At 66.2% G+C, this 24,110-nt stretch carries 30 protein-coding genes and 1 tRNA gene; 7 read left to right on the top strand and 24 right to left on the bottom strand.

The features are described from left to right. Positions 1-6: 6 nt before the first annotated feature. Positions 7-83: transfer RNA gene (locus tag GA0070613_RS05590), tRNA-Ala, on the top strand. A gap of 62 nt (positions 84-145) precedes the next feature. On the opposite strand, the gene GA0070613_RS05585 is transcribed toward GA0070613_RS05590, so the two are convergent. Both GA0070613_RS05585 and GA0070613_RS05580 read right to left on the bottom strand, forming a co-directional pair. Then, the gene (locus GA0070613_RS05585; protein WP_089011317.1) at positions 146-1,402 is read right to left on the bottom strand and encodes a tyrosine-type recombinase/integrase; all 1,257 of its coding nucleotides are present in this window, start codon (positions 1,400-1,402) and stop codon (positions 146-148) included. Continuing rightward, the gene (locus tag GA0070613_RS05580; protein ID WP_089015773.1) at positions 1,389-1,589 is read right to left on the bottom strand and encodes a helix-turn-helix transcriptional regulator; all 201 of its coding nucleotides are present in this window, start codon (positions 1,587-1,589) and stop codon (positions 1,389-1,391) included. The genes GA0070613_RS05585 and GA0070613_RS05580 overlap by 14 nt, the downstream gene beginning before the upstream one ends. Between GA0070613_RS05580 and GA0070613_RS32655 the strand changes: the two genes are divergently transcribed. Continuing rightward, the gene (locus tag GA0070613_RS32655; RefSeq protein WP_172875719.1) at positions 1,576-1,764 is read left to right on the top strand and encodes a hypothetical protein; all 189 of its coding nucleotides are present in this window, start codon (positions 1,576-1,578) and stop codon (positions 1,762-1,764) included. The genes GA0070613_RS05580 and GA0070613_RS32655 overlap by 14 nt on opposite strands. A gap of 123 nt (positions 1,765-1,887) precedes the next feature. Here the strand turns inward: GA0070613_RS32655 and GA0070613_RS05570 are convergent, their stop codons facing one another. From GA0070613_RS05570 to GA0070613_RS05520, 10 genes are all read right to left on the bottom strand, one after another. After that, a complete protein-coding gene (locus GA0070613_RS05570; protein ID WP_089011315.1) occupies positions 1,888-3,483 on the bottom strand; it encodes a replication initiator in 1,596 nt (531 codons plus the stop codon). Continuing rightward, positions 3,480-4,364, bottom strand: a complete 885-nt coding sequence (locus GA0070613_RS05565; RefSeq protein WP_089011314.1) for a DUF2637 domain-containing protein — start codon at positions 4,362-4,364, stop codon at positions 3,480-3,482. The genes GA0070613_RS05570 and GA0070613_RS05565 overlap by 4 nt, the downstream gene beginning before the upstream one ends. Further along, positions 4,361-4,615 (bottom strand): hypothetical protein, encoded by a 255-nt coding sequence (locus GA0070613_RS05560; RefSeq protein ID WP_089011313.1) that lies wholly within the window; start codon positions 4,613-4,615, stop codon positions 4,361-4,363. Before GA0070613_RS05560 ends, GA0070613_RS05565 begins: the two co-directional genes overlap by 4 nt. Positions 4,616-4,650: 35 nt before the next feature. After that, on the bottom strand, positions 4,651-4,998 hold the full coding sequence (locus GA0070613_RS05555; RefSeq protein ID WP_089015772.1) for an RRQRL motif-containing zinc-binding protein: 348 nt from the start codon (positions 4,996-4,998) through the stop codon (positions 4,651-4,653). A 770-nt stretch (positions 4,999-5,768) separates the two neighbouring features. Continuing rightward, a complete protein-coding gene (locus GA0070613_RS05545) occupies positions 5,769-6,191 on the bottom strand; it encodes a DUF6197 family protein (RefSeq protein ID WP_089011312.1) in 423 nt (140 codons plus the stop codon). Further along, entirely contained in the window at positions 6,188-6,706 is a 519-nt protein-coding gene (locus GA0070613_RS05540) for a DUF6197 family protein (protein ID WP_089015771.1), read from the bottom strand. The genes GA0070613_RS05545 and GA0070613_RS05540 overlap by 4 nt, the downstream gene beginning before the upstream one ends. A gap of 89 nt (positions 6,707-6,795) precedes the next feature. Continuing rightward, entirely contained in the window at positions 6,796-6,978 is a 183-nt protein-coding gene (locus GA0070613_RS05535; RefSeq protein WP_089011311.1) for a hypothetical protein, read from the bottom strand. Beyond that, on the bottom strand, positions 6,975-7,862 hold the full coding sequence (locus GA0070613_RS05530; RefSeq protein ID WP_231929795.1) for an FtsK/SpoIIIE domain-containing protein: 888 nt from the start codon (positions 7,860-7,862) through the stop codon (positions 6,975-6,977). The genes GA0070613_RS05535 and GA0070613_RS05530 overlap by 4 nt, the downstream gene beginning before the upstream one ends. Positions 7,863-7,988: 126 nt before the next feature. Next, positions 7,989-8,921 (bottom strand): hypothetical protein, encoded by a 933-nt coding sequence (locus tag GA0070613_RS05525; protein WP_089011309.1) that lies wholly within the window; start codon positions 8,919-8,921, stop codon positions 7,989-7,991. A gap of 124 nt (positions 8,922-9,045) precedes the next feature. Beyond that, entirely contained in the window at positions 9,046-9,375 is a 330-nt protein-coding gene (locus tag GA0070613_RS05520) for a hypothetical protein (protein ID WP_089011308.1), read from the bottom strand. A gap of 198 nt (positions 9,376-9,573) precedes the next feature. On the opposite strand from GA0070613_RS05520, the gene GA0070613_RS05515 reads away from it, so the two are divergent. Both GA0070613_RS05515 and GA0070613_RS05510 read left to right on the top strand, forming a co-directional pair. After that, the gene (locus tag GA0070613_RS05515) at positions 9,574-10,323 is read left to right on the top strand and encodes a helix-turn-helix domain-containing protein (RefSeq protein ID WP_089011307.1); all 750 of its coding nucleotides are present in this window, start codon (positions 9,574-9,576) and stop codon (positions 10,321-10,323) included. A 26-nt stretch (positions 10,324-10,349) separates the two neighbouring features. After that, positions 10,350-10,820, top strand: coding sequence for an NUDIX domain-containing protein (locus GA0070613_RS05510; RefSeq protein ID WP_089011306.1), 471 nt, complete (start codon positions 10,350-10,352; stop codon positions 10,818-10,820). Here GA0070613_RS05510 and GA0070613_RS05505 read toward each other — a convergent pair. The 8 genes from GA0070613_RS05505 to GA0070613_RS34300 all read right to left on the bottom strand — a co-directional run bounded on the left by GA0070613_RS05505 (position 10,808) and on the right by GA0070613_RS34300 (position 18,739). Then, positions 10,808-11,314, bottom strand: coding sequence for an HD domain-containing protein (locus GA0070613_RS05505; RefSeq protein ID WP_269459043.1), 507 nt, complete (start codon positions 11,312-11,314; stop codon positions 10,808-10,810). The genes GA0070613_RS05510 and GA0070613_RS05505 overlap by 13 nt on opposite strands. A 167-nt stretch (positions 11,315-11,481) precedes the next feature. Further along, positions 11,482-13,221, bottom strand: a complete 1,740-nt coding sequence (locus tag GA0070613_RS05500; RefSeq protein WP_089011305.1) for an ABC-three component system protein — start codon at positions 13,219-13,221, stop codon at positions 11,482-11,484. Continuing rightward, positions 13,211-13,471 (bottom strand): ABC-three component system middle component 6, encoded by a 261-nt coding sequence (locus tag GA0070613_RS05495; protein WP_089011304.1) that lies wholly within the window; start codon positions 13,469-13,471, stop codon positions 13,211-13,213. Before GA0070613_RS05495 ends, GA0070613_RS05500 begins: the two co-directional genes overlap by 11 nt. Next, a complete protein-coding gene (locus GA0070613_RS05490) occupies positions 13,468-14,421 on the bottom strand; it encodes an ABC-three component system protein (RefSeq protein ID WP_231929676.1) in 954 nt (317 codons plus the stop codon). Before GA0070613_RS05490 ends, GA0070613_RS05495 begins: the two co-directional genes overlap by 4 nt. A gap of 209 nt (positions 14,422-14,630) precedes the next feature. Further along, entirely contained in the window at positions 14,631-15,383 is a 753-nt protein-coding gene (locus GA0070613_RS05485; RefSeq protein ID WP_089011303.1) for a hypothetical protein, read from the bottom strand. 166 nt (positions 15,384-15,549) lie between these two features. Then, positions 15,550-16,314, bottom strand: coding sequence for a hypothetical protein (locus GA0070613_RS05480; protein ID WP_089011302.1), 765 nt, complete (start codon positions 16,312-16,314; stop codon positions 15,550-15,552). A 271-nt stretch (positions 16,315-16,585) separates the two neighbouring features. Continuing rightward, entirely contained in the window at positions 16,586-17,755 is a 1,170-nt protein-coding gene (locus GA0070613_RS05475) for a low temperature requirement protein A (protein ID WP_089011301.1), read from the bottom strand. A gap of 681 nt (positions 17,756-18,436) precedes the next feature. Continuing rightward, on the bottom strand, positions 18,437-18,739 hold the full coding sequence (locus GA0070613_RS34300) for a TIGR02391 family protein (RefSeq protein ID WP_089011300.1): 303 nt from the start codon (positions 18,737-18,739) through the stop codon (positions 18,437-18,439). An 89-nt stretch (positions 18,740-18,828) separates the two neighbouring features. Here GA0070613_RS34300 and GA0070613_RS05465 point away from each other — a divergent pair, with 89 nt between their 5' ends. Further along, on the top strand, positions 18,829-20,070 hold the full coding sequence (locus tag GA0070613_RS05465; RefSeq protein WP_157746638.1) for an IS701 family transposase: 1,242 nt from the start codon (positions 18,829-18,831) through the stop codon (positions 20,068-20,070). On the opposite strand, the gene GA0070613_RS05460 is transcribed toward GA0070613_RS05465, so the two are convergent. From GA0070613_RS05460 to GA0070613_RS05455, 3 genes are read right to left on the bottom strand one after another with little or no spacing between them, the layout of a single operon-like run. Continuing rightward, on the bottom strand, positions 20,057-20,611 hold the full coding sequence (locus tag GA0070613_RS05460; protein WP_089011298.1) for a TIGR02391 family protein: 555 nt from the start codon (positions 20,609-20,611) through the stop codon (positions 20,057-20,059). The two genes, GA0070613_RS05465 and GA0070613_RS05460, sit on opposite strands and share 14 nt — an antisense overlap. A 20-nt stretch (positions 20,612-20,631) precedes the next feature. Beyond that, positions 20,632-20,772, bottom strand: a complete 141-nt coding sequence (locus GA0070613_RS31905) for a hypothetical protein (RefSeq protein ID WP_157746274.1) — start codon at positions 20,770-20,772, stop codon at positions 20,632-20,634. A 15-nt stretch (positions 20,773-20,787) separates the two neighbouring features. Then, complete coding sequence (locus tag GA0070613_RS05455) at positions 20,788-21,162, bottom strand: winged helix-turn-helix transcriptional regulator (RefSeq protein ID WP_231929675.1); 375 nt, start codon at positions 21,160-21,162, stop codon at positions 20,788-20,790. Between the two features lie 203 nt (positions 21,163-21,365). On the opposite strand from GA0070613_RS05455, the gene GA0070613_RS05450 reads away from it, so the two are divergent. Next, the gene (locus GA0070613_RS05450) at positions 21,366-22,067 is read left to right on the top strand and encodes a DsbA family oxidoreductase (RefSeq protein ID WP_089011296.1); all 702 of its coding nucleotides are present in this window, start codon (positions 21,366-21,368) and stop codon (positions 22,065-22,067) included. A gap of 148 nt (positions 22,068-22,215) precedes the next feature. After that, the gene (locus GA0070613_RS05445; RefSeq protein WP_089011295.1) at positions 22,216-22,821 is read left to right on the top strand and encodes an isochorismatase family protein; all 606 of its coding nucleotides are present in this window, start codon (positions 22,216-22,218) and stop codon (positions 22,819-22,821) included. 829 nt (positions 22,822-23,650) lie between these two features. Here GA0070613_RS05445 and GA0070613_RS05440 read toward each other — a convergent pair. Further along, a complete protein-coding gene (locus tag GA0070613_RS05440; protein ID WP_089015768.1) occupies positions 23,651-24,100 on the bottom strand; it encodes a hypothetical protein in 450 nt (149 codons plus the stop codon). Positions 24,101-24,110: the final 10 nt, after the last annotated feature.

The raw sequence follows: 24,110 nt of genomic DNA, 5'->3' as shown, positions 1-24,110 counted from the left end.
GGCGGAGGGGCTGTGGCGCAGACCGGTAGCGCACCTCGTTCGCATCGAGGGGGTCAGGGGTTCAAATCCCCTCAGCTCCACCAGTAACACCGATGAGCAGCGGAACCGCTGCCAGCAAGATCAGCGAGTACATATCCGGTACAAATCAGTGCTGATCTTGGTTCTCCGGGGAGCGCTGCCGCTTGGCGCTCGCGTCGCGAAGCGCGCTGCTGATGATGTTGCGGCGGCGGTCTTTCTTGGGCCACCAGTGAACGTAGGTCTCCAGCGTGATCCGCAGGCTGGAGTGACGTAGCGCGTTCTGCACGTCGGTTGGGTCGGCACCCGAGGTGATAAGGCGGGTGGCGAAGTAGTGCCGCAGGGAGTGGAAGGTGCCTTCGTCGGGCCAGCCGGCGGCCTTGCGCCAGGTCTGCCACAGGTCGGACCACCGTTGGTCGTGGATCGGTCGGCCCTGGTCGTCGGTGAACAGCAGCGGGACCAAGCGCCGCTTGGGTTCCTTGCCGGGGTCAGGCGTGCCCGCGGTGACGTCGGGCAGCTCGACTAGGACGGGCGGGTACTTGCGGACGTGTTCCGCGAAGACCGCCGAGACGTGGTCGTCCAGGTCCACGTCTCCGACTGAGCCAGCCTTCGGGGGGGCCAGGTAGAAGCCGCCGTAGGTGGCCTTGTGAAACCGCAGTTGCTGAACCACGTGGACTTCCTGGCGTTCCGGGTCGATGCACCGCGTGCTGTCCTCCAGGCCGAGGACTTCGCCGAGTCTCATTCCCTCGCCGGCGCCCGCCCAGATGGCTGCCTGATATTCGTCCGGCACCACGTCGACCAGGGCGAGCACGTCGTCATCGGTCGGCACCCACTTCGGTGCGCGGGAGAAGCCCCGCAGGATCGCGAATAGCCGGATCGATTTGCAGGGGTTGTCGGGTATCACCTTGTCGGCCACGGCCGAGTTCATGATGTTGTTCAACAGGTCGAAGTAGGTCTTCACCGAGGACTGGGCGACGTTGTTTTGTAGCAGCTTGGCGACCCACTCCAGGACGTCCGTGACGGTGATCGCGCGGATCGGTCGATGGCCGAAATGCGGATAGTGGTGGTGGCGTAGCCGGGATTCGATGTGGCGCTGGTAGTCGAGTGCCTGCCCGATCTGGCGGGACAGTCGCCACCGTTCCGCGTAGTCGTGGAAGGTCGTGCGCCGCTCGCCCTGGTCCACCTGGGTTTCCTCGGCGGTGCCGCTGCTCGCCTTCTTGTCCCATGCGTCGGCGTCGGCCTTGCGGTCAAAGAAGCGGGTTCGGGGACGACCGCTGGCATCTTCGTAGCGGCAGCGCCAGCGCTTCCCCCGGCCGTGGCGCTTTGACTTCACCCGCTCTCCGTCGGGGCCGCGCTTGGTGAGGTACCACAGGTCATCTACGGCCATCGTCGCCCCCTTGCCCGGTCAGCCAGGACCGGACCTCGGCCGGGTCGTAGCGGAGGTGCCGGCCGACCTTGAAGGCGCGAGGGCCGGTGCGACGGGACCGCCATTGATAGAGGGTGTCTACCGGGATGCGTAGGAACGCTGATACCTCCTCGATGGTCCAGAGCGGTTCAGTGGTGGCTATCGTCATCGGCTCTCCTTTCGCTGGCCGTGAGGTAGAGGCGGACATATCCGGTCCGGCGTGCGGACCGGGTCTGAGTTCGGATTGCGACGCCAGGTCCGAGCAGTTGCCGTGCTCGCTGGGCGACTTCGGCGATGACGACCTGGGCGTGATCCGGGTCGGCGATGACCCGAACCTGAAGTAGCGGCATGGGCCGGGCGTCGGCCATCGACGTTCCTTCCTGGTTGTGGGTGGCCGGGGTGGCGTGTTCGCTTGTCCTCTGTGGAGTTGTCAAAGAACCGGGATCACGGGTGTTGACACGTACGTGTCAAGCGGCGGCGGGTTGACCGGCGGTGGTGCGGGCGGCCAGCTCGTCGGCCAGGGCGTCGAGGCCGGCTTGGTGTCGGGCGCGGGCCAGGGCGGCGGCGGTGTTGGCGAGGAGGGCGTCTCCGGTGCTGATCCAGCCGGTGGCCTGGTAGCCGAGTTCGTAGATGACCCGCTCGGTCTGCTCGTCGTCCCAGGTGTGGGGGTGGCCTTCGGTGCGTCGCCAGATGGTGCGCTGGTGGCGGATGAAGCCGAGGGTGACGGAGAAGGCGCGGCTCTTGGTGGTGATGTGGCCGCCGTAGCCGAACTGGTGGGCCCAGCGGCGGAGCCGGTTGTAGTCGGGGTGTTCGCCGAGGTCCCAGCAGGCGCGGATGAGCCGGCCGAGGTGTGTGCGCGGGTTGCCGTGGATTTCCACGGAGAGGTCGTCGACGCGGCGGAGGTTGAGGCCGGTTACTTCGGTGCTCTTGGTGACGTACTTGGCGATGTAGCCGGTGATTTGGGCGAGGTTGACTTCGCCGCCGGGGGCGTTGACGTGCTTGATGTCGAGGCCCTTGTCGCCCCAGGCGATCCGCCATCCTTGGCCGTCGTTGGCTGGATGCGGCGCGGAGGTGTAGGCCGTCTTGACGAAGGCGGTTCCCACGGCTTCGGCGAACATCTGCCGGGTGATGACCGCCGGCGGCGGGACGATCGTGCCGGGGCAGTCGGGGTGCTCGCCGTCCAGGCGGATGAGGGCGTGGTAGTGGATGACGCCGCGTACCTGGAACTCGTAGACCTTGATGTAGCGGCGGCGCAGTTCGACGCCGTGGGCGCGGCCGAGGCGGCGTAGCTCGCGGTCGGCTTGCTGGATGGTGCGGCGCCACAGTTCGGGGGCTTCGTGGTTCCAGACGACCTGGCCGGCGTGGTCGTAGCAGTCCAGGCAGAGCGGCTGCCCGAGTTGGGTGTCTCCGGCCTTGTGGCGCTGGCCGCAGCGCAGCTCGACGCCGTGCGGGCAGGTACGGCCGAACGGGTGGCACACCGAGGCGCGGCAGGTGCAGCCGTCCTTGCGGCGGCAGTCCGCGGCGTGGACCTTGACCACGCGGTGGTGAACCGGGCCGAATGAGGGTGCGGTGGCGGTGAGGAAGATGGCGATGTGTTCGTGCAGCGGCGGCAGTCCCCACCGGTCACCTTGCAGCCCGGCTTTGATGAGGTGGAAGGTGTCGCGGCGGTAGACCTCGGCGCAGGACGGGCAGACGGAGGCGCGGCGGTTGCCGCAGGGAGTGTAGATCGCGCCGTCCGGCATGTCCTCGGTGTCGATGGTGGCCATGCGGTTGCCGTCGGTGTCGTTGACGTGGATTTGCCCGGCGAGCCGGATGGGGTGCTTGCAGGCGGCAGCCGCGCGGACGTGGCCCAGCCAGTCGGGGTAGTCGGGATCCTGGGCGCGGGCGCGGCCGGAGGCGACGGTGCGGGGGTCGTGGCCGCGTACCCAGCCGTCGGCGGCCAGGTCGCGGGGGCCGGTGGTGGGGGCAGCCCAGGGCCAGTAGCCGGTGTCTGCGTCGGCGTAGGCTCCCGTGCCCGAAACCGTGGTGGTTTCGGGCGCGAGAGCCAGCGTCGAGGAGGTCACGCGGTGGCTCCGACGGCGGTGCCGTTGTGCGGTCGGTTGATGGTGGGTGGGTTGTTGAGGGCCGTCAGGATGTCGGCGGCCGTGGTGGTGGGTACGCGCAGCCTTACGGCGAGCTGGCCGGCGGTGATGGGCTCACCGTGGGCCTTCTCGTGGGCCGTGGCGATGATGCGGGCACCGGGCAGCAGTGCCGGCGCGGGTCCGGTCTTCGCAGCCGTAGTCGCGACGGGTGCCGCGGTCGGATCCTTCTCGGTGGTGTCCGGGGTGGGCTCGACCGTCGTCGGGGTGTCGGTGTCCTTGCCAGAGGTGGGCAGGGCGATGGGTTCGTTGGCGGGTTCGGTGTTGGGTGCGGGGTTGGTGGCCGGGGTCGCGGCGGCCGGGCGGACCAGCGGCGAGGCGGGGATGTCGAGTGACGGGGCCTCGGCGGTGGTGGCCGGCGTGGGTGCCGGGACGAGATCGGTTGGCCGGGTGGTGTGCCTGGTGGCGAGTAGCGCGGCGGTGGCCATGAGCATCAGGCCATCGACGGCGAGGGGACCGAACCAGACGACGAGGGTTTCCTCGTTGTAGTGGTCGAGCAGCCCAGACAAGTGCCGGTAGGACACGAACGCGGCGACCAGGGCGACGGGCGGCAGCCCGACCCAGCGCAGCACGTTCCAGCCCCAGCCGGTCGGCCAAGGCGTGCGGGCAAGGATCTCGATAGCGATGAACAGGAACAGCGGCCAGACGATCGAGGAGACGACCGCGCCGAGTTCCGGCTTCCAGTTCTCAGGTGCCCCATCCGGGGCGATGAACGAATGAGCGATGTTGGCCGCAACGGACACGAGTCCGCCGAGGATCAGGCCGAGGTATGACCAGCCGCGCGAGGGTCGAGAGTTCGTGGTCATGACGCCGCCGTGGGGGTGTTGAGGCTGGCGGCGGAGCGTCGCTCGGCGAGGATGCCGACGAGTCCGGCACGGATGGCCTCGCAGGTCAAGCAGAGGTCGCCGTCGCTGGCGGTGCACTCGGCGAGGTGGGCTTCGTGGATGATGCGAATCGACTCGGCGTAGTAGCCGGACAGGAACGAGTCGAGGGCCAGCCGACCATGGTCGGCGAAGTCGCTCGCGATGGCGGTGACGACGTAGTCGTCAGGCGTCATTCGCTGTTGCGCGGCAGTGTTCACAGCCGAGGCGGTCATTCGGCACCTCCCGGGGTGCAGTCGAGGCAGACGCCGGTACGGCGGGGGATGTAGTAGGGCTTGACCTGACCGCAGTCGGGGCAGGTACGCCGCGCGGTGAGCGCCTTGGTGATGGCCGCCCATTGGGCGGGTGTGGCGGTGCGCTTGGGCAACGCCAGGTCGAGACGGAACAGGTAGGCGACGCGCTTACCGCGACGCCAGAGAAGCTGCGCGGCGGCTTCCTGGCCGCCGGGGCGCAGCTGTCGGTCGCGGAGTTGGCGACGGGTCAGCAGTCCGTCCGGGGCGAGCTTGAAGGGGTAGGTCGGCAGGCCGAAGCGCTCGCCTGTGGGGTCGTAGAAGACCATCGGGTCGTCGTCCTCCGAGTCGTCGCCCTTGTCGTGGTCGTCGCCGGCCGGGGTGCCGGTGGCGAAGGTGGGGTGTTCGTAGGTGTCGCGGTCGATGTCCTCGGGCAGGAACGCGGCGCCGCAGACGGCGCAGACGATCGGGCCTTCCTCGAAAGCCGCCTTGGAGATGCGCAGCTTGCGGGGGCACTCGCACTCGCACGAGACGCCGTTGTTGTTGTTCGTGCGGGACTTGCCTTCCCCGGTCGGTTCGGGATGGCGGTAGAAGCGCAGCGCCTCGGAAAGGTCAGCGATGACCGTCCGGTAGCGGGCGCGGGTGAGGTCGGTCAGGGTGCAGGGCGAGTAGCCGAGTTTGTCGTCCTTGGTGGCGGACAAGCCGAGTTCGGCCGCGAGGGTGGCGAACTTCTTGTTGTGCCAGCGGCCCTGACGGGAGGTGTCCTGGATGCCCCGCACGTCGGCCAGGGCGTGAGTTGCTTCGTGCAGCAGCGTGGTGAACACGGCCTCGGGCTCGCGGCCCAGGCCCTCACCGGAGATGAGGATTTCGGGGAGCTGGTTGTCCCCGGCCTGCCAGCGCAGCGCGGCGAAGTGGCCCCACTTCATGCCCTGATTGGGCTTGGCGGGAGAGCCGGAGCCGACGACGATTACCGCCGCCGGAACCTCGGAGTGCCGGCCGCGGATGGCGGCCCAGGCGGATTCGAGTGCGCCGATCAGCGCGGCGGTGGAGATGTCGTTTTGACACGTACGTGTCACGTCGGTGATGTGGGCGGCGGTGCTCATGCGGCCCTCCGGATAATGTGTCGGCGGTAGGCGATGGCGGCGGCGCAGAGCGCCTCGATGACGTCGGCCGGCGTGCGGCCGGGGGTGCTCTCCCAGGCGAAGACCGGGGCGTGCAGGCCGGCGTGGCCGACCGCGATGAGGTAGGTGTTGAACCACTCGACGGCGGCGCTGTAGGTGTGCCGGTCGGCGTCGGTGATGCCGGTGAGGTACCAGCGGGGTTGGCCGAACACGGCAGCCCGGATCGCGTCGAGGATCGACGCGGGGTAGGTGCCGGTGCGGTGACAGGCGCACTTGGTGGTGCAGTCGTCGTGCCCCTCGTAGAGACCCGTCGGGGTCCAGCCGTGGCGGCCCAGGTAGAGGGCGGCGCGATCGAGGATCGCGTGGACGTTGCCGGTCGGGAGGGCGGCGACGGTGCTCATCGGGCACCGAGCCAGGCGAGGAAGCCCTCACGGGTGGTGTGCTTGTCCGCCCACGCGCACGCGTCGGCGTAGGTTTCGAGGTCGTCCTCGGTGGTGTGCGACCAGTCGTAGTCGTCGGCGGCGGCGCGCAGGGTCGTGATGACCTGCTCGGCGGTCTGGCCGGGACGGTCATTCCAGGACAGGGGGCAGGTCGGGTCTTCGTCCTCGGCGTCCCGAGACTGCGACTCGTTGAGGTCGAGGTAATCGGAGAGGGCGTCGAGAGCCCGGGTGTAGTCGCGGACGCCGGGCTTGGCCTTGTCGTCGTGCGGAAGCCAGATGCAGCGGCCGTGGGCGGCCATGCCGATCGCGCCGGCAACGCAGGCCTGCGGGAACGGGCTGTCGTGGGCGACGCGGTAGTAGACGCCTTGCGTCCAGCCGTGCAGTTCGAGGTAGCGGGCGGCGCAGCGCAGGGTTTCGGCCGGGGTCAGGTCGGCCAGCGCGCCGGGAGTGTGGGGCTGTTCTTGGGTAGGGTTCATGGCGGCCACGTCCCTTCGTGGGCGTTGGTTGGTGGCCGACGGGCCGGGTTCGCTTTCTCAGGGCAGGTCCCGGTCTGTCGGCCGTTCCTCTATCGGTGGTGCAGGTGGAGCCGGAGGAACACCCGCTGCCGGCCGTCGTCGGTGGCAGTGGGTGCGGAGCGGAAGATGAGCGCGCCCGCGTGGCGGGCGATGGCGGTGAGTGCGGCGATGTCCTCGCCGGTGCCGACGAGCACCAGGTCCAGGACCCGAGTCGGAACGGTCGTGGTGTTCATGCCGCCGCCTTGATGTCAGTGGTGGCGTGCCGCTCGGTGGGAGTGACGAGGCCGCTTTGCCGGCGGGTCCAGGCCGCGTAGTCGGCGACCCGGATGATGTCGGCGTCCGTCATGTAGGCGGCCTTGACCAAGGCAGGGATACCGCCTTCGGCGATGAGGAAGCCGGCGCCCTGGTTGTTGGGGTCGATGGTGTTGGAGGAGTAGCCGCGGGCGGCCCAGCCGTGCCCAAGCACGATGTCGCTCGACACGTCGGTGGTGCAGCGGCCGGCGAAGCGCCAGGCGAAGATGTCCCGCAGCGAGGTCGGGATGATGTCCGACGACGGGCGCTGCGTGGCGGCGGCCACCATGATGCCGACGGCGCGGCCACGAGCCACGATGTCGCGCAGCAGTGCGTGAAACAGCTCCTGGTCCTTCTTGTCTCCGGCGGTGGCGGAGAAGTAGGCGATCTCGTCGCAGGCGACGAGGATCTGACCGAACACGTCGTTGGGGCCGATCTTGCGGCGACGGCTCGCTTTGAGGAAGGCGTACCGGTTGTCCATTACCGTCTGCACCCGGCGAAGCGTGCGGATCGCGTGGTTCAGGTCCGGGCCGACGAACACGTCGCAGGCGTCCTCCCACAGCCCAAGCTCGACCTGCTTGCCGTCCAGCAGGCACAGCCGCACGTCCGGGCAGAGTGCGGCGTGTCCGACGATGGTGTTGAGCAGGCTCGACTTGCCCGCGCCGGGCTCACCGCCGATGAGGATGTTCCGGTAGATCATCGGCAGGTACACGGCCTGGCCGAACTCGTCGATGCCGAGGAACACCGGGTCGAAGATGGACAGGCCAGCGCCGACCGGCACCGTGTCGGGCGGGTCGCTCGGGCTCTCCTGGGCGGGTAGTTCGATGGTGTCGGTGAGGTCCACGGCAGGGCTCCCGGTGGGTCGGTTGACACGTACGTGTCAAAGCGGGTGGGGGAGGGGAGAGGCGCGGACGCTCGACCCGTCAGGGGTGCTTGGTCCGCGCCGTTCCGGTCAGGCGTAGTCGGAGGGATCGAACCCGTTCTTGCTCGTCGTGGTGGTGGGGTTGCGCGGCTTTCGCGGCCGGGAGGTGTCGGCCGGTGCGGTGACCCGCTCGTCCGGCACGTCGGGCAGGTCAAGGCCGACAGGCGGCATGCCCGGTGAGGTGGGAGCGTTGGCCGGCACGTCGGTGGGGACGTAGTCCGGCAGCGGCGAGACGATCGTGGCCGCCAGCGGTTCGCGGCGGGTGATGTCCACGCGGATCAGCGCCGCGTACTTGCGGGAGGCGCGCAAAACGCGGACCTCGTTGGCCCAGCACGCCACGGCGAGCTTCTGCACTTGGCCGTCCTGCTCCAGGTCACGCAGGGACAAGCCGGGCCGCAGCCACACCCAGACTCGTTCGCCGGCCGGGGTTGACCGGGCGAGCAGGATCAGCGGCAGCGAACCGGAGCGGTTGGTGGCGATGAACGCCGCGAAGCACATCCGCAGCCGATGCCGGACGACTAGGCACCAGATCCAGGCGACGATCCGGCGGCGGATCGGGCCGATCGCGGCCGGGAGGCCGACGACCAGGGCGACGATGAGCAGCGACCCCCACAGCGAGGTGGACTGCATCACCGCGATCCAGCCGTAGACGGCGACCAGGCCGAGCACGATCTCAGCCAGCCAGTGCCAGAACACCCGCAGGACCGGCCACGACACGATGAGCGCGAACACGACCGCGCCGACCGCGAAACCGATGAACCCGCCGACCAGCGCACCCAGGATGGGGTGCAGGTAGTGCGAGGCCACCGTGGCGGCCAGCAGGCCGACCACCCCGAGCGTGACCCAGAAGGCGATGGTGGCCCGACGGCGGTACGAACGGGCGACCGGAGCTTCGATGACAGTGACAGCGTTGCCCCCACGGTTCGACCAGCCGAACGGGGACCGCGAACTAGACTTGGACACGACAAGTCCTCCCTAGGTAGGGACCGGATTTGTTGGGGCAGGACGCGGGGTCGCAGACGACGCCAATCAACGGCGACCCCGTGTCCACCACTTCGCTTCTGTGGAGCCGTCGGCACGCCCGCCGCTAGGCGGCGGTGTCCATCGCGGTCAGGGCCGAGGCCCGGAACGCCACACCGGAGCGGACCTTGCCGTCCCGGTCGTTGACCCAGGGCAGCGCTTCCAGGTCCACCGGCACGACCGGCTGACGGACCGTCACCGGCGGCATCACCGGGTTGACCACCGTCACGTTGATGACCTCCGCGCTCCCCTCGGAGAGGGCGTAGAGGTGCACCGTCCACATCGGGTTCTTCGTCTCCCGGTCGAACTTCTGCTGACCGTTCTGGTCCAGCTTCGGCACCGGGTTCACCGACACCTCGTACGACACCCGCGAGGTGTCCAGCAGCAGACGTCCCATGACTGACTCCTTCATCTCGTGAGCTGGGCCCGCATCGATGGGCCAGGTGCGTCCTCTCTGGACGGCAGCTCTTGCGGAATCAGAGTGCGTCGATCAGTAGTGACGAGTTCACCACCAGACATGGACGACTAGGGACGTCCTTGATAAGGTTAGTCGTCCCACTGAGTCGTCCTCGCCGTTCGACGAGCAGGAGTCGAGATGCCGAACGACCGGCTACGCAGCGGAATGCTCAAGAAGGGCCTGACGCCGGCCACGCTCGCCGACAGACTCGGCGTCGATCCGAAAACCGTGGAGCGGTGGGTCACCCAGAGCCGAAACCCATACCCGCGCTACCGCCACTCCATCGCCGAGCTGCTGGACGAGAGCGAGTCGTACCTCTGGCCGGACGCTCTGCCCACGCAGCGAGCCGTGCAGGTCAGCCAGTCCGAGCTCGTCCACATCTACCCGCGCCGCGGGGCCGTCCCCACCGACCTCTGGCAGCAGCTCTTGGAAAAGGCCACCCGACAGGTCGGCGTCCTCGTCTACGGCGGGTTGTTCCTGCCCGAGTTCAACCACCGCTGGGTGCCAACCCTGCGCGAGAAGGCGTTGGCCGGCGCCCAGGTCGAGCTGCTATTCGGCGACCCGGAGGGCAAGAACATCGCCGATCGCGGGGACGACGAGGGTATCGGCGCGGCCATGTCCAGCAAGATCCTGAACGCGCTGGCCTTCTACAAGGACCTACGGGACCTCGACAACGTCGGGATCTACTACCACGACACGATCCTCTACAACTCCATCTACCGCTTCGACGACGAGATGCTCGTCAACACCCACCTCTACGGCACACCGGCCGCCTACGCCCCGGTGATGCACCTGCGCCGGCTCGGCGGCGGGGATCTGTTCGACAGCTACGTCGCCAGCTTCAACCGTGTACTCGGAAAGAAGCGGGCTGTCTGGCCTGAACACTGAGCCTTCGGCGGTGAGAGGCTAGGGCCATGGCGCGGATCGAGCACTTCAACAACCCGGAAGCCCCCAAGCCGAACAGCATCGTCGTCGCGGTGACCGTCTTCGTCCAGGACGACCAGGGGCGGGTGCTGCTCATCCAGCGCACCGACAACGGCCTGTGGGCGCTGCCCGGCGGCGCCCAGGACTTCGGCGAGTACATCGCCGAGACGGCCGTACGCGAGACCCGCGAAGAAACCGGCGTCGAGATTGAGGTCACGGGCTTGGTCGGGATTTACACCAACCCGAACCACGTCGTGGAGTACAGCGACGGCGAGGTGCGGCAGCAGTTCTCGATCTGCTTCCGAGGCCGATACGTTCTCGGTGACCCAATGACAAGCGAGGAGTCGTCGGCTGTGCGCTGGGTCGCCCAAGGTGAACTGGAGGAGCTTTCGATCCATCCGTCGATGCGGCTCCGCATCGACCACGGCTTCGCACCACGGGCCGACCCCTACATCGGCTGATCCGCCATCCGCCGGCGCACTCGATCGACGACCAGGAGCAGCGGCACCTCCGCCTTCTCCCAGAATCGGCTCACAAGATCATTCGGCCCATACCGCAGGCGGATCTCCGCGAGCCTCTCCTCGACGCTCAGGTCCTGGCCGTCAGGACCCGTCGTCATGTCCGCGTACCAGAGCACATCAGATGTCGGCGACTCTTCAAGCGGGAACTCGGCAGCCAGCTCCTCCGCGAGTTCCCGCTCTGCGGCTTCATACGAGGCACACGAGTGGTTCGCGACCAGTCCGGCCAACCTGGGTGCGAAGCCCTGCCGCAGCAGCCACCGCGCCCCGTCCAAGGCGTGAAAGCCGGTATCCACGATGCCAGGGGCGTAGCCGATGTCGTGTAACCAAGCCGCGGCAACGAGCAAGTCCCGCTCCTCTGGGGCGACCAAGTGCCCCAATCGGCGAGACTTGGCTCCCACCGCTTGAACGTGCCTCCATCTACGGGGCAGGGCCACCGCTAGGTGTTCTTCGGCTAAGTCGGCCGCCCGCTGCGCGCTGATCTGCACGAAACGAGGGTACGACTACTGGCCGACCGCCACACCACCCATCGCAACTCGCCAGCGTGGCGCCCGCCCGGCAGGCCCCAACCAGGCCCTACTGTCACACCAGATCAGTCGGACACCTAGAATCGGAAACCAAAGAGGCCGCCACTCTCAAACTTGTCAGAAAGCGTCGGGCTCAGCACAGCGTCTTCTGACTTGAAGCCGACGCGCTGCGCTTTCTCAAGGTCGTCTGAGTTGAGCGTGACAACGTACTGCAACCCCTCTTTCTCGCAAACCTGGCGCGCCAACTCCAAGCTTCTGGCGAGCTGCCGTTCGTCGACGCCGTCAAAGAGATGGCTGTCGTGGACTAGGAAATCCGGAGCTCGGCCAGCGCGATGAGCGATTACAGCAATGGCCAGGTCGAAGCAGAAGGTAACCATACTGCTAATACCAACGCTAGCATCGCTAGCGATATGAGGCTCAATAACAAGACTAGAAGTGCCCGATTCGATCCGCAGATAGGCTTCGCGTTCAGGGCCATACAAGCTCCTCGCAAAATTGGAGAAGAGTACGATTGCTCGGCTCACCACCTCCCCCCGGTCCGTCAGGTCGGCGTCCATCTCGTCCTGCAATGAAGCCCTGGCGAGGGTAATCTCGCGCTTGCTGGCCTCCACGGCCTGAGCAGCCTCAAAGCGGTGCCGGAGAGCCGAGAGCAATGACTCCTCTTGCGCATATATGCGCTGGAGAGTGGTCAAGGCATCCAGCGCTCCGCCCTCTCTAAGTGCACGCAGCTTTTCGGCAAGTTGCTCGCCGAGTTGCGCTCGCTCCTGCTCGCGCTCCCTAAGGAGTTGAGTCAGGCGATCGGCCTCTGAGGAGAGGTAGCGACGACGGTTTCTCACTACTGACTGGTGGAACGCTTGGACCTCCTCAAAGCGGCGGACTACCTGACCGCCGAGCATCACACCGAGTTCTTCGTAGACAGGACCGACGTAGTCAGTGTCGGGCTCGTGAGACTCTTCGACAGAACGAGTTACATCTTCAAGATTCCTACGGTCGATTTCCTCTTGGTTTCTGAGGTCTCTAATTCGGCGGTTGAGGTCATCCGCCTCTTCTCTGAGCCTCTCGTAGCCGGGGACCACCCGAAATCCATCTATCTGGCGCTTCAACTCGCTGACTCGGTTCTCGGCTACGGCGATCTGGCCCCGCAACTCAGCCACCGAGCCAACAATCTTCCCAAGGATAGGGTCATCGGCCGCCTTCTTGAGTTCGCGACGCATTCGTTCCCGCGCCTGAATCTCTCGATAACGGTTGGCGATCCCCCAATCCAAGCCAAGAAGATACGCGAGGTTTGTCGCACCCTCTGCATCCGACTGCCTGATATACGTACGTACAGGACTTGCAAATCCCCCTGATCCTGCGCGTCTCATCAGGAACGAAAGCAGGGTACGACCACTGATGCCAGGGTGCTCTGTCGGCAGACGAAACAGGTCCCGCTCAATCAGACGTTGCCATTCCTGGAGCCTTACCTCCTGGCCGAAAATGCTCTGGGTATGCTCCGCGCCGGGCGGCAGTGGTGAGACCTCGACAAGGCCAGGACGTCCACCCGATCTACTGACAGTGATCGGCCGACCCATTGTTGGCCAATCGAGTGTCATCGAGAACGTCCGAGACCGAAGCTTCGGCTTTGTGAATAGCGTGCCCTTGTCCGCGGATCCTCCGAGCATGAAGTGCATCAGCTCGATAAGACTCGACTTGCCTGCACTGTTACGGCTGTCAGTTTGACGAGAGTCCCGAGTTGTGTCAGCGACGACGATGTTCATGCCAGGGCGGAACGTGAACGCCTTAAAGCCTTCGTAGTTAGCGCTAAGTTCACGCAACACGGGCGTTCCTCCTCCTTACCAGCAACTCGCCGTCGAACTCAACAAGCCCTAGGCTATAAAGAACATCCAGGGATAAGACGAACCACCAGAAGGGCACTGGTGACCGATGCCCGTTGGACGCACGCCATTGGCGAAGCCGGTTCCAAGCTTGGTTGACCGACAACGGCTGATCTTTGAGGACGGTTAGCACCTGCGCACCCACCGCGAGCAATGACCGCTGAGGGGCGATGCCCTTGGTGGGCGTGATCACGTCTCACTCCAGCTGTCTTCTGGGGACCATCCGGGCGGTGGATTTTCAAAGATGTCGCATCGTTCGAAAAAGTGAGCCAGCACTACCCACAGGGCTCGTTCTCGGGCAGGGGTTACTCTGGCATTTCCCGACAGATAGTTTTGGAGTTCAAAAATCACCTCATCCGGATCATTGTACTCCACTGAGATGGCATGATAGTAGTGGCTGAAGTTGCGAGCGACTTCATCGCGCTCTGTTACATCGTCGATGCCGGCGTAGTATTCCTCGATTAAGAAGGTGCGGCTCATTCCCTCCACGAGGCTGCGCCTGTTATCCGGATCCAAGCGGTTGTAATCCAGCTTCATGTCGGACACTGGGTTGGGCGCAGGCTCGAGAGCAGTACGCGCTCTCCCCTGCACGAGGTGTTCCAGGAGAGGGCGGATGTCCTCCAAGCCGATCCCGTAAACGCGTTCGCTGACGACGATCGGGGCGTTCATCAAGTCTTCGATCACATGGCGATCGAGACGATGGATTTCGGCAAGGAGATCGTGCGGCCCTAGCCGCTCGAACTTTAAGGTCGAATGGGCGTTGCGCGCTTCTGCCAGAAGACTGGCCACTGCTGGATGAATTCCAGGGGCGTCGTTGTGCACAAAGACGAACGTCGTAAATTCACTGCCCCGCTTCTCAATAGCTTTCGCTAAGTCGCTAAGAAACTTGGCTTCGATTCCTGCAACCGCATCCTTGTTGAAGGTCCTTGGTCCGAAGCAGGCGTACAGCTTCTTGCTATTGAGCGATAGTCCGTCCGAGCCCATATCGCCTATGCCGCCGCCATGTACTCTCACGTCGATAAAGTCGCCATGTCGGGCGCGCATCACTTTGTGGAAGAAGGTTTCAAAAGCATTTCCCTCAAGCTCTAGCAGCTTGTTCCGAAAGAGAAGCGAGACGTACATCCTCTCCTCAAAGCTGAGCATGAGGTGCTCCCTGTTGTCTCGGCTGTCTGAGGGACCAGCCTGGCGTCCCAAACCCGTGCGAGGTAGCCCTACGTGGCCATTGACTAACGCTATGGCCCTTTGGGTGGATGCGCCACCGGTAGACCGGTCCGAAGTGGATCGTGAGGATGGCCTGCCTAGTCCCACCACTTGCTTGACGTTTCCGTCCCACCAGATGCTTGACGGATGGTCTAGGGATTGTCGGCCGGGTACGTCCCGCCGGCCAGCGACGTGAGCAGCCGTTGGTACTCGTCGGGTGTGCCGATTGCAGCACGGTGCTCGGGGTGCTCCACGTAATGGCGAAGAGCGTCGGCGATGAACCACGGATGCACGCTGTCGATGCTCAGCCGCTTGTTCCAGCCAAGCCCCCGGCGGCGCACCAGTCCCGGTTGCGCGAAGGGCAGCGCCAAATGCTGGGCTCGCAGCGGTGGCCGATGCAGCCGCCCGGCGTCCACGGCATCCCAGGGCACAACCAGCGAACTGACGGTGCCTCGTTCCTCGATGCCCTCGGGGCGCAGGTGAAGCCGGGTGCCCCGCCACGCGTCAGCGACCCGGACCGCCGCCAGGAAGGTCCACGCCACGCACGTGGACAGATACAAGGCGCGACCCTCTGCGGAGTAGGACCACAGCATGGCCACCTGCAGGCAGGGCAGGACGGCGGTCGTGGCGGCGAGGTACACCTCGGGCGCGCTCGACGGGGCGCGGAAGGACCGGCGCTGCGGGTCGACGACCAGCATGGCGGGACGGGACCGTCCCCAGATGCGGGAGCTCATCACCAACGGGACCAGCAGTACGAGGCCGAACACGGTGACCAGAGAGGCGAGCGTCCTCGGGTTGCGCTGCTGCAGCAGGAGCGCCAGGACCAATCCGACCGCCGCTGTCACTACGCCGACCAGGATCGGGCGGCGCCGATGGACCACAACGGCGTCGATTGCGGCGAGCATGGCGATGAGCGTACGTGTGTCAGGGCGTGAATGACGTCCCACGAGGGCGCGATCTTGTCAAGCATCTGGTGGGACGCAGGTGTAAAGCATCAGCCGGGACACGACACCTGCCTAGTCCCACCACATGCTTGACCATTTCCGTCCCGGCTGATGTTTGACACTGAGCCTAGGAAGCGTGCCCATGGCCGGAGCCAGTGGGCGCAGACGTCAGCGCATGCCAGAGCCGTTGGTATTCGGCTGGTTCGCCTATCGCCGCCCGGTGCTGTGGGTGGTCGACGTAGTGCCGGATCGTGTCGGCGATGAACCATGGGTGGATGTTGTCGGTGCGCAGCCGCCGCCAGCCCAGGGGAAGGATGCCGCGGCGGCGTACCAGGTCCGGTTGTGCGTACGTCAGCGCCAGGGTGGAGGCCCTGACTGCGGGCCGGGAAGGGCGGCCGGGTGCCAGGGCCTCCCACGGCACCATCAAGGAGCCGACGAAGTCGCGTTGATAGACACCGTCCGGTCGTAGCTCGATCGAAGAACCGCGCCAGCTGGCGGCAAGCTGGATACCGATGGCGACGAGGAGCAGGAACTGCAACACCAGGACCAGGCCCACGCTGACCCTGTGGAAGGTGCCAATGGTCAGCAGCTGCGAGGAGGCCACGAACGTGAGCCCTACGGCCAGATAGATCTGGACCGCGCTCGGTTCAGTGGCGAACGCCCGAACCTCGGGCTTGACCAGAAAGGCTGCCGGCCGTGGTCGCCGTAGGGCGAGCAGGGCAAGCGCCAGCAACAGAACCAGCACGCCGGTGAGGCTTGTCGCGATGGCCAGGATCAGGCCCAGCGTGGGTGACAGCTGGCGGACCACGGCCAGGACCACGGCCAGGACAAGTGCAACGGTGAGGATCGGCCGCCGGTATCGGACCATGACGGCGGAGATCGTGGCCAACATGCCAGGAGCGTAGTCGACCTCATCCAGGCCCTCGGCCCCTCAATTTCCGGATCTTGTCAAGCATCTGGCGGGACGCGAGTGTCAAGCATGTGCCGTGACGGGACATGATGATGAGCCTCATGTCGGGTCTCAGGACCTGCGTGACAAACCAGTCTCGGGACGTGGGCGACACGTCCGGCTAGACGACCTTTTGACGTTGGGTATTTCTTGAGGCCCGTCTGGTCCCTGGCCCTGACGGTTCGCCCGTGAAGGACCGGGATTCCGTGGTGGGTCAGATCCGCGGGGCGGGTAGCTCGGGTGCGCGGCCCCGGGCGCGCCAAGCGTCCGAGCCGGCGACTCCGGCCAGTACCGCGGCGGCGGCGCCACCGGCGGCCAGGGGTGGCAGGTGCCAGGTGGCGGGGATCAGGAGGCCCAGGGCGAGCAGGCCGGCCAGCCGCGATCGGGAGATTCGGCTGAAGACCTGCAGTTCGAGAAGTGACCGGCCGGCCAGGAACAGCGCGGGCCCGCCGAGGATGGCGATGAGCCAGTTCGGTTCCGGCCGGCCGAGCGGCTCCACGATGTACAGCTCGAAGCTGACACCGGCCAGGAAGACACCGGCGATCATGAGTAGGTGAGTCCCGGCTACCGCCACGGACTGCCGGAGCGGGTTCCGGGCACCCGTGATGGCCAGCGGCAGGACAGCGCCGGCCCGGAAGAAATAGACCCGCCAGAGCAGCACGACGGCGACGAACGCCAGCCCGAGCCCGGTCGCATGCGGGGTGCCTAAGTCACCGGCGCTAAGCGCCTTGCCGGCCACGAAGATCGCCTCACCTAACGTGATCAAATAGAACTGCTGCAACCGGTCGGCCAGGTGCTCGCCCGCGATCGGTGCGCCAGTGAATCGTTTAAAGCCGGCCGTGAACCTGAAGTAGCCGATGGCCAGCCCGAGGGTCCAGAGCACGGCGCGGAGACCCTGCTCGTGCACCAGCGCGCCCACGATCCACAGCACCGCGCCCACAGCAACCCAGAGCCCCGTTGAGGGAGTGAACCCTAGCCGGCGGAAGACCAGGAGGAGCAGCAGGCGGCTTATCCGGACCGCCGCATAGGCGCCGGCGAAGACGAGAGCCCGCTGCTCGAACCCCTGCGGTACCACGACGGCCATCACCACGGCGCCGGCCATCGCCAGGAACACCACGATCTGGACCAGCAGCAAATCCGGACTTCGCCGGCTGGTCAACGCGACCGTCGACAACCACAGGACCCAGAACGCCAGGAACAGCAGCAAGGTCGGGGCAGCCTCACCGATCAGGAGCTCGTGCCCGGTGCCGAAGTCCTTGATCAGCCGCAAGCCGACCTGATTGAGCGCGAACACGAACACAAGATCGAAGAGCAACTCCAGGAAGCTCGCCCGCATCCAGCCAGCTTCCTCGCGTACGAGCCGCTCGCCGCCCGGCTCACCCATCCCTCATCAGCCCGACGCAGAGTCCCAACATACTCATGGCGCTTCCTCTCGTATCACTCCATCCAAACGAGCCAGGAACGACGAAGCCGCTCGCCACGGCAGAACACCTAGCGCGACCTTGGGAAGCGACAGTCGACGGAGTTTCACCCATCAGCTGAAGCCGCGGGTTCGGATTAGCTCGTCGACCTTGGCCAAGCGTCTGCTACGGAGGGCGGAGTGTCACCCAGGTCCTGATACCGATATGTCACGCAGGTCCTGAGACCGGACATGATGATGAGCCTCATCGTGTGAGGAGTTTCTGTACGAGATCAAGGCGGCCCGCGTCGCGGGCCGCTCGCGCCGCCGAACCAGGGCCGGGCCGGTGGCCCGCCGCCGCGCCTCTGGCCTTCGGCCGCCAGCGCGTCGGTGATAGCCCGCCGGCGGCGCGACATACGACGAAGCCCCGGGCCGCCATGAGGACTGGCGGATCCGGGGCTTCGTATTGGTCGGGCAAAAGGGCAGTGCCTCCGGCGGGGTTCTCGGGCACTCCGGGATGGTGGCGCCATCCCGACAACCTTCGTCCGGGCGGAGCCGAGCCGGTGGGGCCTGCCCGGTCAAGGTCGTTCAGCCGCTGGGTGCTCCACCTTGACCAGGCAGGCCCCACCCACTCCACGGGTGTGCGGACGAAGGCCGACGGGATGGCTAGGTCGCGAGGTCAGGACACGAATACATCTCGACCGTTGCACTGTCCACCCAGCGGGCAAGGACACTCAGGGCGGCAAGCTGTTCGAGCGCCTCATCCTCTGACAGATCTGCCTGCACCACGTGGCTCGCCGGGTTGCGGATTGCTGCATAACAACCTTCTGCAAACGCCATAACCCCTCGATGCAGGCTATGGAACGTCTGCGAGCCATCAACTTCGGCTAGTACTCCAGCCGGAGATGTTGATCTGAGTCGGGGCGAGGTTCCCCCGGGGCTGGAGTGGGTGCAGCCACCGTCGAGCATGGACGGTTGTGTGGACTGACCATGACGCGGCGGTGGCTGCGGCTTACAGGGTAGACGCCCAGCGGTGGCGTGTGTTGTTCGACGACCTGATGTTGACCGTGGGATCGCGTTTCCGCAGGCCGGAGCCGCGTCGGCGGGTGCGGGACTTCGTGCGGGGCTTGTTGGCGCCGCTGCCGCGGAAGAACTGTTGGACAATCGCCGAGCACGCCGGGGACGCCTCGCCGGACGGGATGCAGGACCTGCTCGCCCGGGCGAAGTGGGACGACGAGCAGGTCCGCGCGGACGTGCGGGGGTTCGTCGCGGAGCACCTGGGTGACCCCGACGCGGTTCTGGTCGTAGACGAGACAGGAGATCTGAAGAAGGGCCATCACACCGTCGGGGTGCAGCGCCAGTACTCGGGCACCGCCGGGAAGATCGAGAACTGTCAGCTGGCGGTGCATCTGGTCTACGCCACCGAGGCCGGGCACGCCCTGATCGACGCGGCGCTCTACCTACCCAAGGTGTGGTGTGAGAACCCGTCACGCAGGAGCGAGGCAGGTGTCCCCGACGAGATCAGGTTCGCCACCAAGCCGCAGCTGGCGGCACGGATGATCGACGAGGCTGTCGCCGCCGGCCTGCCGTGTCGATGGGTGGCCGGCGATGAGGCCTACGGCGGTGACCCGCGGCTGGCCGCCGCGCTACGCGGTCACCGCCTCGGCTACGTCCTCGCGGTGGCCTGCTCCCATCAGGTGATCACCGGCATCGGCAGCCGGCGGGTCGACCACCTCGCCGCCGGCCTGACCCGTACCGCCTGGCAGCGCGTCTCGGCCGGTGCCGGCGCCAAGGGGCACCGCTACTACGACTGGGCCTGGATGCCGTTGCCCGCGCACGCCGACGCACACGCCGGCCACCACTGGCTGCTGATCCGCCGCCACCGCCGCACCGGTGAGCTGGCCTTCTACCGCTGCTGGTCACCCGAGCCCGCGCCACTGGGCGCGCTGGTGTCCGTGGCCGGCCGCCGCTGGAAGATTGAAGAGTCGTTCCAGACCGCGAAGACCGCCCTCGGCCTGGACCAACACCAGAACCGGCGCTGGACCTCCTGGCACCGATGGACCACCCTGGCGATCCTCGCCCACGCCTTCCTTGCCACCGCCACCGCTCGCCGAACCCAACCGAGCCCGTCCGGGCTGATCCCACTGACCGTCAACGAACTCCATCGCCTGTTCAACGCCCTGGTCATCGAACCCAGCCGACGCCACGCTGACCAGCTCAAGTGGTCGATCTGGCGACGGCGCCACCAAGCCCGAGCCAAAGCCAGCCACTACGCCCGACAAGCCCTCACCGAACCGTGATCACGATCTCCGGCTGGAGTACTAGGCGCAGGCGCGGCTTTCCTGGCTGCGGAGAGTCTGTCGTGAAGGTTTGCTTGAAGAGGTCGGTTTCTGATATATCGAAGCGCCCCGTCTTGTTCTGAGTTTCCGCGTTGAGCTTGATCGTGGCCGCGCGAACCGCCTCTCGGTAGTGCTGGCTCTGCCAAAGGGAGCGAGCACCATCCCAGATCCAAGGGTGGAGACGAGCTGCATTCAACTCGGGTGCGTTGTCGCCTAGCTTTTCGCGGATTTCCTCGCGCCGGACGAGCTCGGCCCTTGCGCGTTCGGCCGCCTCCATGTGTTGACACCACCGGTTCACGCTGATGTTTCTGGAGCCCGATACGGAATCGCGTCGCCAGCCTCTGACCACGCGGTCCAGGATCTGCTCGACTACTTGAGCCTTGGCGATGATGTCCCCGTCTCTTCCTCGGTTCGCGCGTCGACGACTGGTGAGCGAGGCCGGACGAAGCTCCGTGAGGGCCAGAAACTCGTCGATCTCCGCGATCGCCCAACGGGAATCCATGAGCAGGATCCTAAGAGGTCCTAACAAAGTCGTGCGACGTGTCGGTACGTGATGATGCAGGTGGCCAGGGCGAGGAAGGCTTCGTGGATGTCGTCGCGGCGTTCCCACCGGATGCGTAGCCGTTTCATGCCGTGGTACCAGGCGATCGTGCGTTCGATCACCCACCGGACCGCTCCCTACGTCTCGTCGGCGCTGTCGTATGCGATCTGGTGACGGCGGATCTCGGCGTGGTTGTCGGCGGACCAGGCCGCCAGGGCCAGGACGGTCGACAGAAGCGAGGTGCCGAGTTCGGTGAGGGCGTATTCGACGCGCGGCGGGACTTCCGGGTAGGAGGTCCGGGTGACGAGCCCGGTGCGCTGCAGGTGCTTCAGGGTCAGCGTGAGCATGCGCTGGGAGATGCCGGGGATCGCGTCGGCCAGGTCCGAGTAGCGGACGGGATTGTCGGCGAGCGTACCGATGATCAACACGCTCCACTTGTCACCGACAAGATCCAGGACCTCGCGGATGAAGTCGGCGTCTTCGTCGTTCCAGTGCGCACAGGGCCCTGGCACTCTCCGGACGTTCGCCCGGACGTTGGTCCGCCTCCGCCGAAGATCCTCCGCACGCATACCTGCCACCCCTTCTGCTCAGCCTCTACGCACATGAATGTGCCTTTTGCGCGGCCTACACGCACATGAATGTGCCTTTTGCACGCTTCCGATTCTAATGCATCATGGGCCTACGAACAGAGAGTAGGAAATGAAGGGAGCGTGCGATGAAGATCGAGTTCTGGTCAGACATCGTCTGCCCGTACTGCGGGCTGATGGACCACCGACTCCACCTGGCCCTGGACCGGTTCGCCTACGGCGACCAGGTGCAGGTGGTCCACCGGTCGTTCCAGCTGCACCCTGACCTGCCACGGTCGGGCGTCACTCAGCGGGAGCTGATCGGGATGGCCGGGGCACCCGCGTCGACCGTCGAGCGGGTCCTGCGGCCGATCGAGCGGGCCGCCAAGGCGGAGGGCCTGACGCCCTACCGCGCGGTCGATCGCACGCTCGGCCCGACCGACCTGGCCCACGAGCTGCTCGCCTACGCCGCGGACCAGGGCCGGGCCAACGAGATCTGGACGGCGATGTTCCGCGCGCACTTCGGGCAGGCCCGCAAGCTGTGGACCGCCGACGAGGTCCTCGACTTCGCCGCCGAGGTGGGCCTGGACCGTACGGAGGCAGCCGAGGCACTGCGCAGCCGCCGTTACCGGGCCCGCGTATCGGCCGACCAGCGTGAGGCACAGCGCCTCGGCGCCCGTGGCGCGCCGTTCCTCGTGTTCGACGGCCGCTTCGCCGTCCCCGGGGCCATCGGTACCGATGACCTGCTGGCGGTGATCACCAAGGCATGGGACGAAAGTCACCCCACGCCGCAGTCGCTGCCGGTCGTCGCTGGCGCCGACGGCGTCTGCACCCCGGACGGCTGCGCATAGCCCGAGCCCGGCACCGCCTGACAGTCCGTCCGGAACCCCGCCGGCGACATCCCGCCCGGCATATCTCGCTAGCTACCCGAGCCAACCGCTCGGGGGAACAAGCGGTGGACCCACGAGGGCTCGCCATACCGATCTGGAGTTACAAACCATGACAAACCTGAAGGCGCAGGACAGTGCTCTGATCCTGATCGACCACCAGGTCATCTCGATGGGGTTCATCAAGACCCAGTCGCCCGAGGTCGCCAAGTTGAACAGCATCACCCTGGTCAAGGCGGCCAAGGTCCTCGGCATGCCCAACGTCTGGACCAGCAGCACCGAGGACGACAACAAGGACTGGTGGATGCCCGGGCTGGAGGAAGTCAACCCGGAGGCCTACGCGAACCGGATCAAGCGCACCGGCATCGTCGACTCCTGGGACGACCCGGACTTCGTGCGGGCAGTCGAGGCCACCGGTCGCCGGACCCTGATCATGGCCGGCACCACCAACGACGGATGCCTGGTCTACACCGCCCTCAGCGCCAAGCGGGCCGGATACGAGGTCTACGCGGTGCTCGACGCCGGAGGGTCGGTGTTCCAGTACTCCGAAGAAATAGCCCGACTGCGCATGATTCAGGCCGGCGTCAACCTGATCACCACCGCCGCGGTCCTCGGCGAACTCGCCAGGGACTGGGCCACTCCGCATGGCGCGGAGATTCGCAAGCTACTGGCCGAGAACCTCACGACCACCATCGGTGGATTCGGGTTGGCGAAGTAGACGCAGTGCCCCAGCGGGCCCGACGGCAGGCTGCGCTCGCTCAACTCAGCCCCCGCCGGGCCCGCTTCAGGGGCATGACGGTTACGGATTCCGCACGCAGAGGTATCGGACTCGCGCGCCACCGTGTTCGCCAGTTGAGCAGGAGCGCGACGGCCTGGTGGTCTAGCCCACAACTCGTCCGAGACGACCCACGGCGGCTGCTCACCCCTCCTCACGGCCGAGCACTCTAGCCGGTCGTCCATCAAGGACGAACGCCCTAGATCATTCTGTTAGGAGTTCTAAGTGCAGGTGAGCGCAAGCCAGGTAGGGCCCGCTTCGCCGAACGGAACCTTGGATGCAGCGGCAGGAGCGTGCACAAGATCATCGGGTACAGATCCACTACAACTGAGAGCGACGAACGGCGACAGGCGTTGGCAAGGGCCGGCAGTCTCCGCCCTGGTCGCAAGGCCGAACGGTTCGGTTGGTGATGTTCCCTCGCTACCGTGGGTGTAAGGGGTTCAAATCCCCTCAGCTCCACCCCAGGTCAAAGGCCGTTTCCGTCAGTCGGAGACGGCCTTTTTCGATCTTATGCAGCAGCGGAGTACAGCACCTCCCCCGGGCTGTGTCAGCTCATGAAGTTTGTCGGTGGCGTCACGGGCGTCCCCTTCTGGACGTGCTCGCCGGGCTGCTTGCCCCGGATCTCATCCCGCTGACATCGATAATTCGGGTTAGCGGCGGTTGAGTCAGCGGGCACCACTCGTTCCGACCGTCGCAGGCTCTTGGGCGATCGATCGGTTCCAGCTCGCCAGTCGCGACCCGTGACGGCAGTAGGAAGGCAGGCGTCCGGGGTTCAGACCACCTCCGGTGGGCGGGGCCGCTGTTGCAGGTATTTCCGGGCACGCGGCAGCGGGTCGTGCGCGTACTGCTCCGGCATTCGGTGGTTGTGAGCGGCGCAGAACTGCCGAAGTATCGAGGTGATTGGCAGTTGCTCCCAGCTCGGGTCTGTTTCGTACTCCGCTGTGGCGCGCAGCAGCTCGGGCAGGGGTGTCCAGCCATCGTGGTCGAAGGCCCAGCGGCCGTTGCTGATGATCACGTGACTGACACAGGGCTCACCGAGCTTACGTAGGCCCACGATGCCGAAACCGGCTGAGGCGTACCGCTCGACGGCGACCCAGGCGAGCACGTGGCATGCGCCAGCGGCGAAGAACGCCTGGTCCGACCGCTTCCATGACAGCAGTTGATCTATGCGTTCGGCTTGCGTGCGGCGGAACCTCGCCGCAGGAGTGTAGGGCGTGCCCATCCCGGAAGTA

It is taken from the genome of Micromonospora inositola (assembly GCF_900090285.1).
Taxonomy (GTDB): Bacteria; Actinomycetota; Actinomycetes; order Mycobacteriales; family Micromonosporaceae; genus Micromonospora; species Micromonospora inositola.
Note: the sequence above shows the minus strand (reverse complement) of the source record. Positions and strands in the feature narration are given on the sequence as shown.

Coding starts and splice junctions, on each gene's coding strand:
- GA0070613_RS05585 (WP_089011317.1), bottom strand. CDS start 1,402: ATGGCCGTAGATGACCTGTGGTACCTCACCAAGCGCGGCCCCGACGGA.
- GA0070613_RS05580 (WP_089015773.1), bottom strand. CDS start 1,589: ATGACGATAGCCACCACTGAACCGCTCTGGACCATCGAGGAGGTATCA.
- GA0070613_RS05565 (WP_089011314.1), bottom strand. CDS start 4,364: ATGACCACGAACTCTCGACCCTCGCGCGGCTGGTCATACCTCGGCCTG.
- GA0070613_RS05560 (WP_089011313.1), bottom strand. CDS start 4,615: ATGACGCCTGACGACTACGTCGTCACCGCCATCGCGAGCGACTTCGCC.
- GA0070613_RS05555 (WP_089015772.1), bottom strand. CDS start 4,998: ATGGTCTTCTACGACCCCACAGGCGAGCGCTTCGGCCTGCCGACCTAC.
- GA0070613_RS05545 (WP_089011312.1), bottom strand. CDS start 6,191: ATGAGCACCGTCGCCGCCCTCCCGACCGGCAACGTCCACGCGATCCTC.
- GA0070613_RS05540 (WP_089015771.1), bottom strand. CDS start 6,706: ATGAACCCTACCCAAGAACAGCCCCACACTCCCGGCGCGCTGGCCGAC.
- GA0070613_RS05535 (WP_089011311.1), bottom strand. CDS start 6,978: ATGAACACCACGACCGTTCCGACTCGGGTCCTGGACCTGGTGCTCGTC.
- GA0070613_RS05520 (WP_089011308.1), bottom strand. CDS start 9,375: ATGGGACGTCTGCTGCTGGACACCTCGCGGGTGTCGTACGAGGTGTCG.
- GA0070613_RS05515 (WP_089011307.1), top strand. CDS start 9,574: ATGCCGAACGACCGGCTACGCAGCGGAATGCTCAAGAAGGGCCTGACG.
- GA0070613_RS05510 (WP_089011306.1), top strand. CDS start 10,350: ATGGCGCGGATCGAGCACTTCAACAACCCGGAAGCCCCCAAGCCGAAC.
- GA0070613_RS05490 (WP_231929676.1), bottom strand. CDS start 14,421: ATGCTCAGCTTTGAGGAGAGGATGTACGTCTCGCTTCTCTTTCGGAAC.
- GA0070613_RS05485 (WP_089011303.1), bottom strand. CDS start 15,383: ATGCTCGCCGCAATCGACGCCGTTGTGGTCCATCGGCGCCGCCCGATC.
- GA0070613_RS05480 (WP_089011302.1), bottom strand. CDS start 16,314: ATGTTGGCCACGATCTCCGCCGTCATGGTCCGATACCGGCGGCCGATC.
- GA0070613_RS05475 (WP_089011301.1), bottom strand. CDS start 17,755: ATGGGTGAGCCGGGCGGCGAGCGGCTCGTACGCGAGGAAGCTGGCTGG.
- GA0070613_RS34300 (WP_089011300.1), bottom strand. CDS start 18,739: ATGCTCGACGGTGGCTGCACCCACTCCAGCCCCGGGGGAACCTCGCCC.
- GA0070613_RS05465 (WP_157746638.1), top strand. CDS start 18,829: ATGTTGACCGTGGGATCGCGTTTCCGCAGGCCGGAGCCGCGTCGGCGG.
- GA0070613_RS05460 (WP_089011298.1), bottom strand. CDS start 20,611: ATGGATTCCCGTTGGGCGATCGCGGAGATCGACGAGTTTCTGGCCCTC.
- GA0070613_RS05450 (WP_089011296.1), top strand. CDS start 21,366: ATGAAGATCGAGTTCTGGTCAGACATCGTCTGCCCGTACTGCGGGCTG.
- GA0070613_RS05445 (WP_089011295.1), top strand. CDS start 22,216: ATGACAAACCTGAAGGCGCAGGACAGTGCTCTGATCCTGATCGACCAC.
- GA0070613_RS05440 (WP_089015768.1), bottom strand. CDS start 24,100: ATGGGCACGCCCTACACTCCTGCGGCGAGGTTCCGCCGCACGCAAGCC.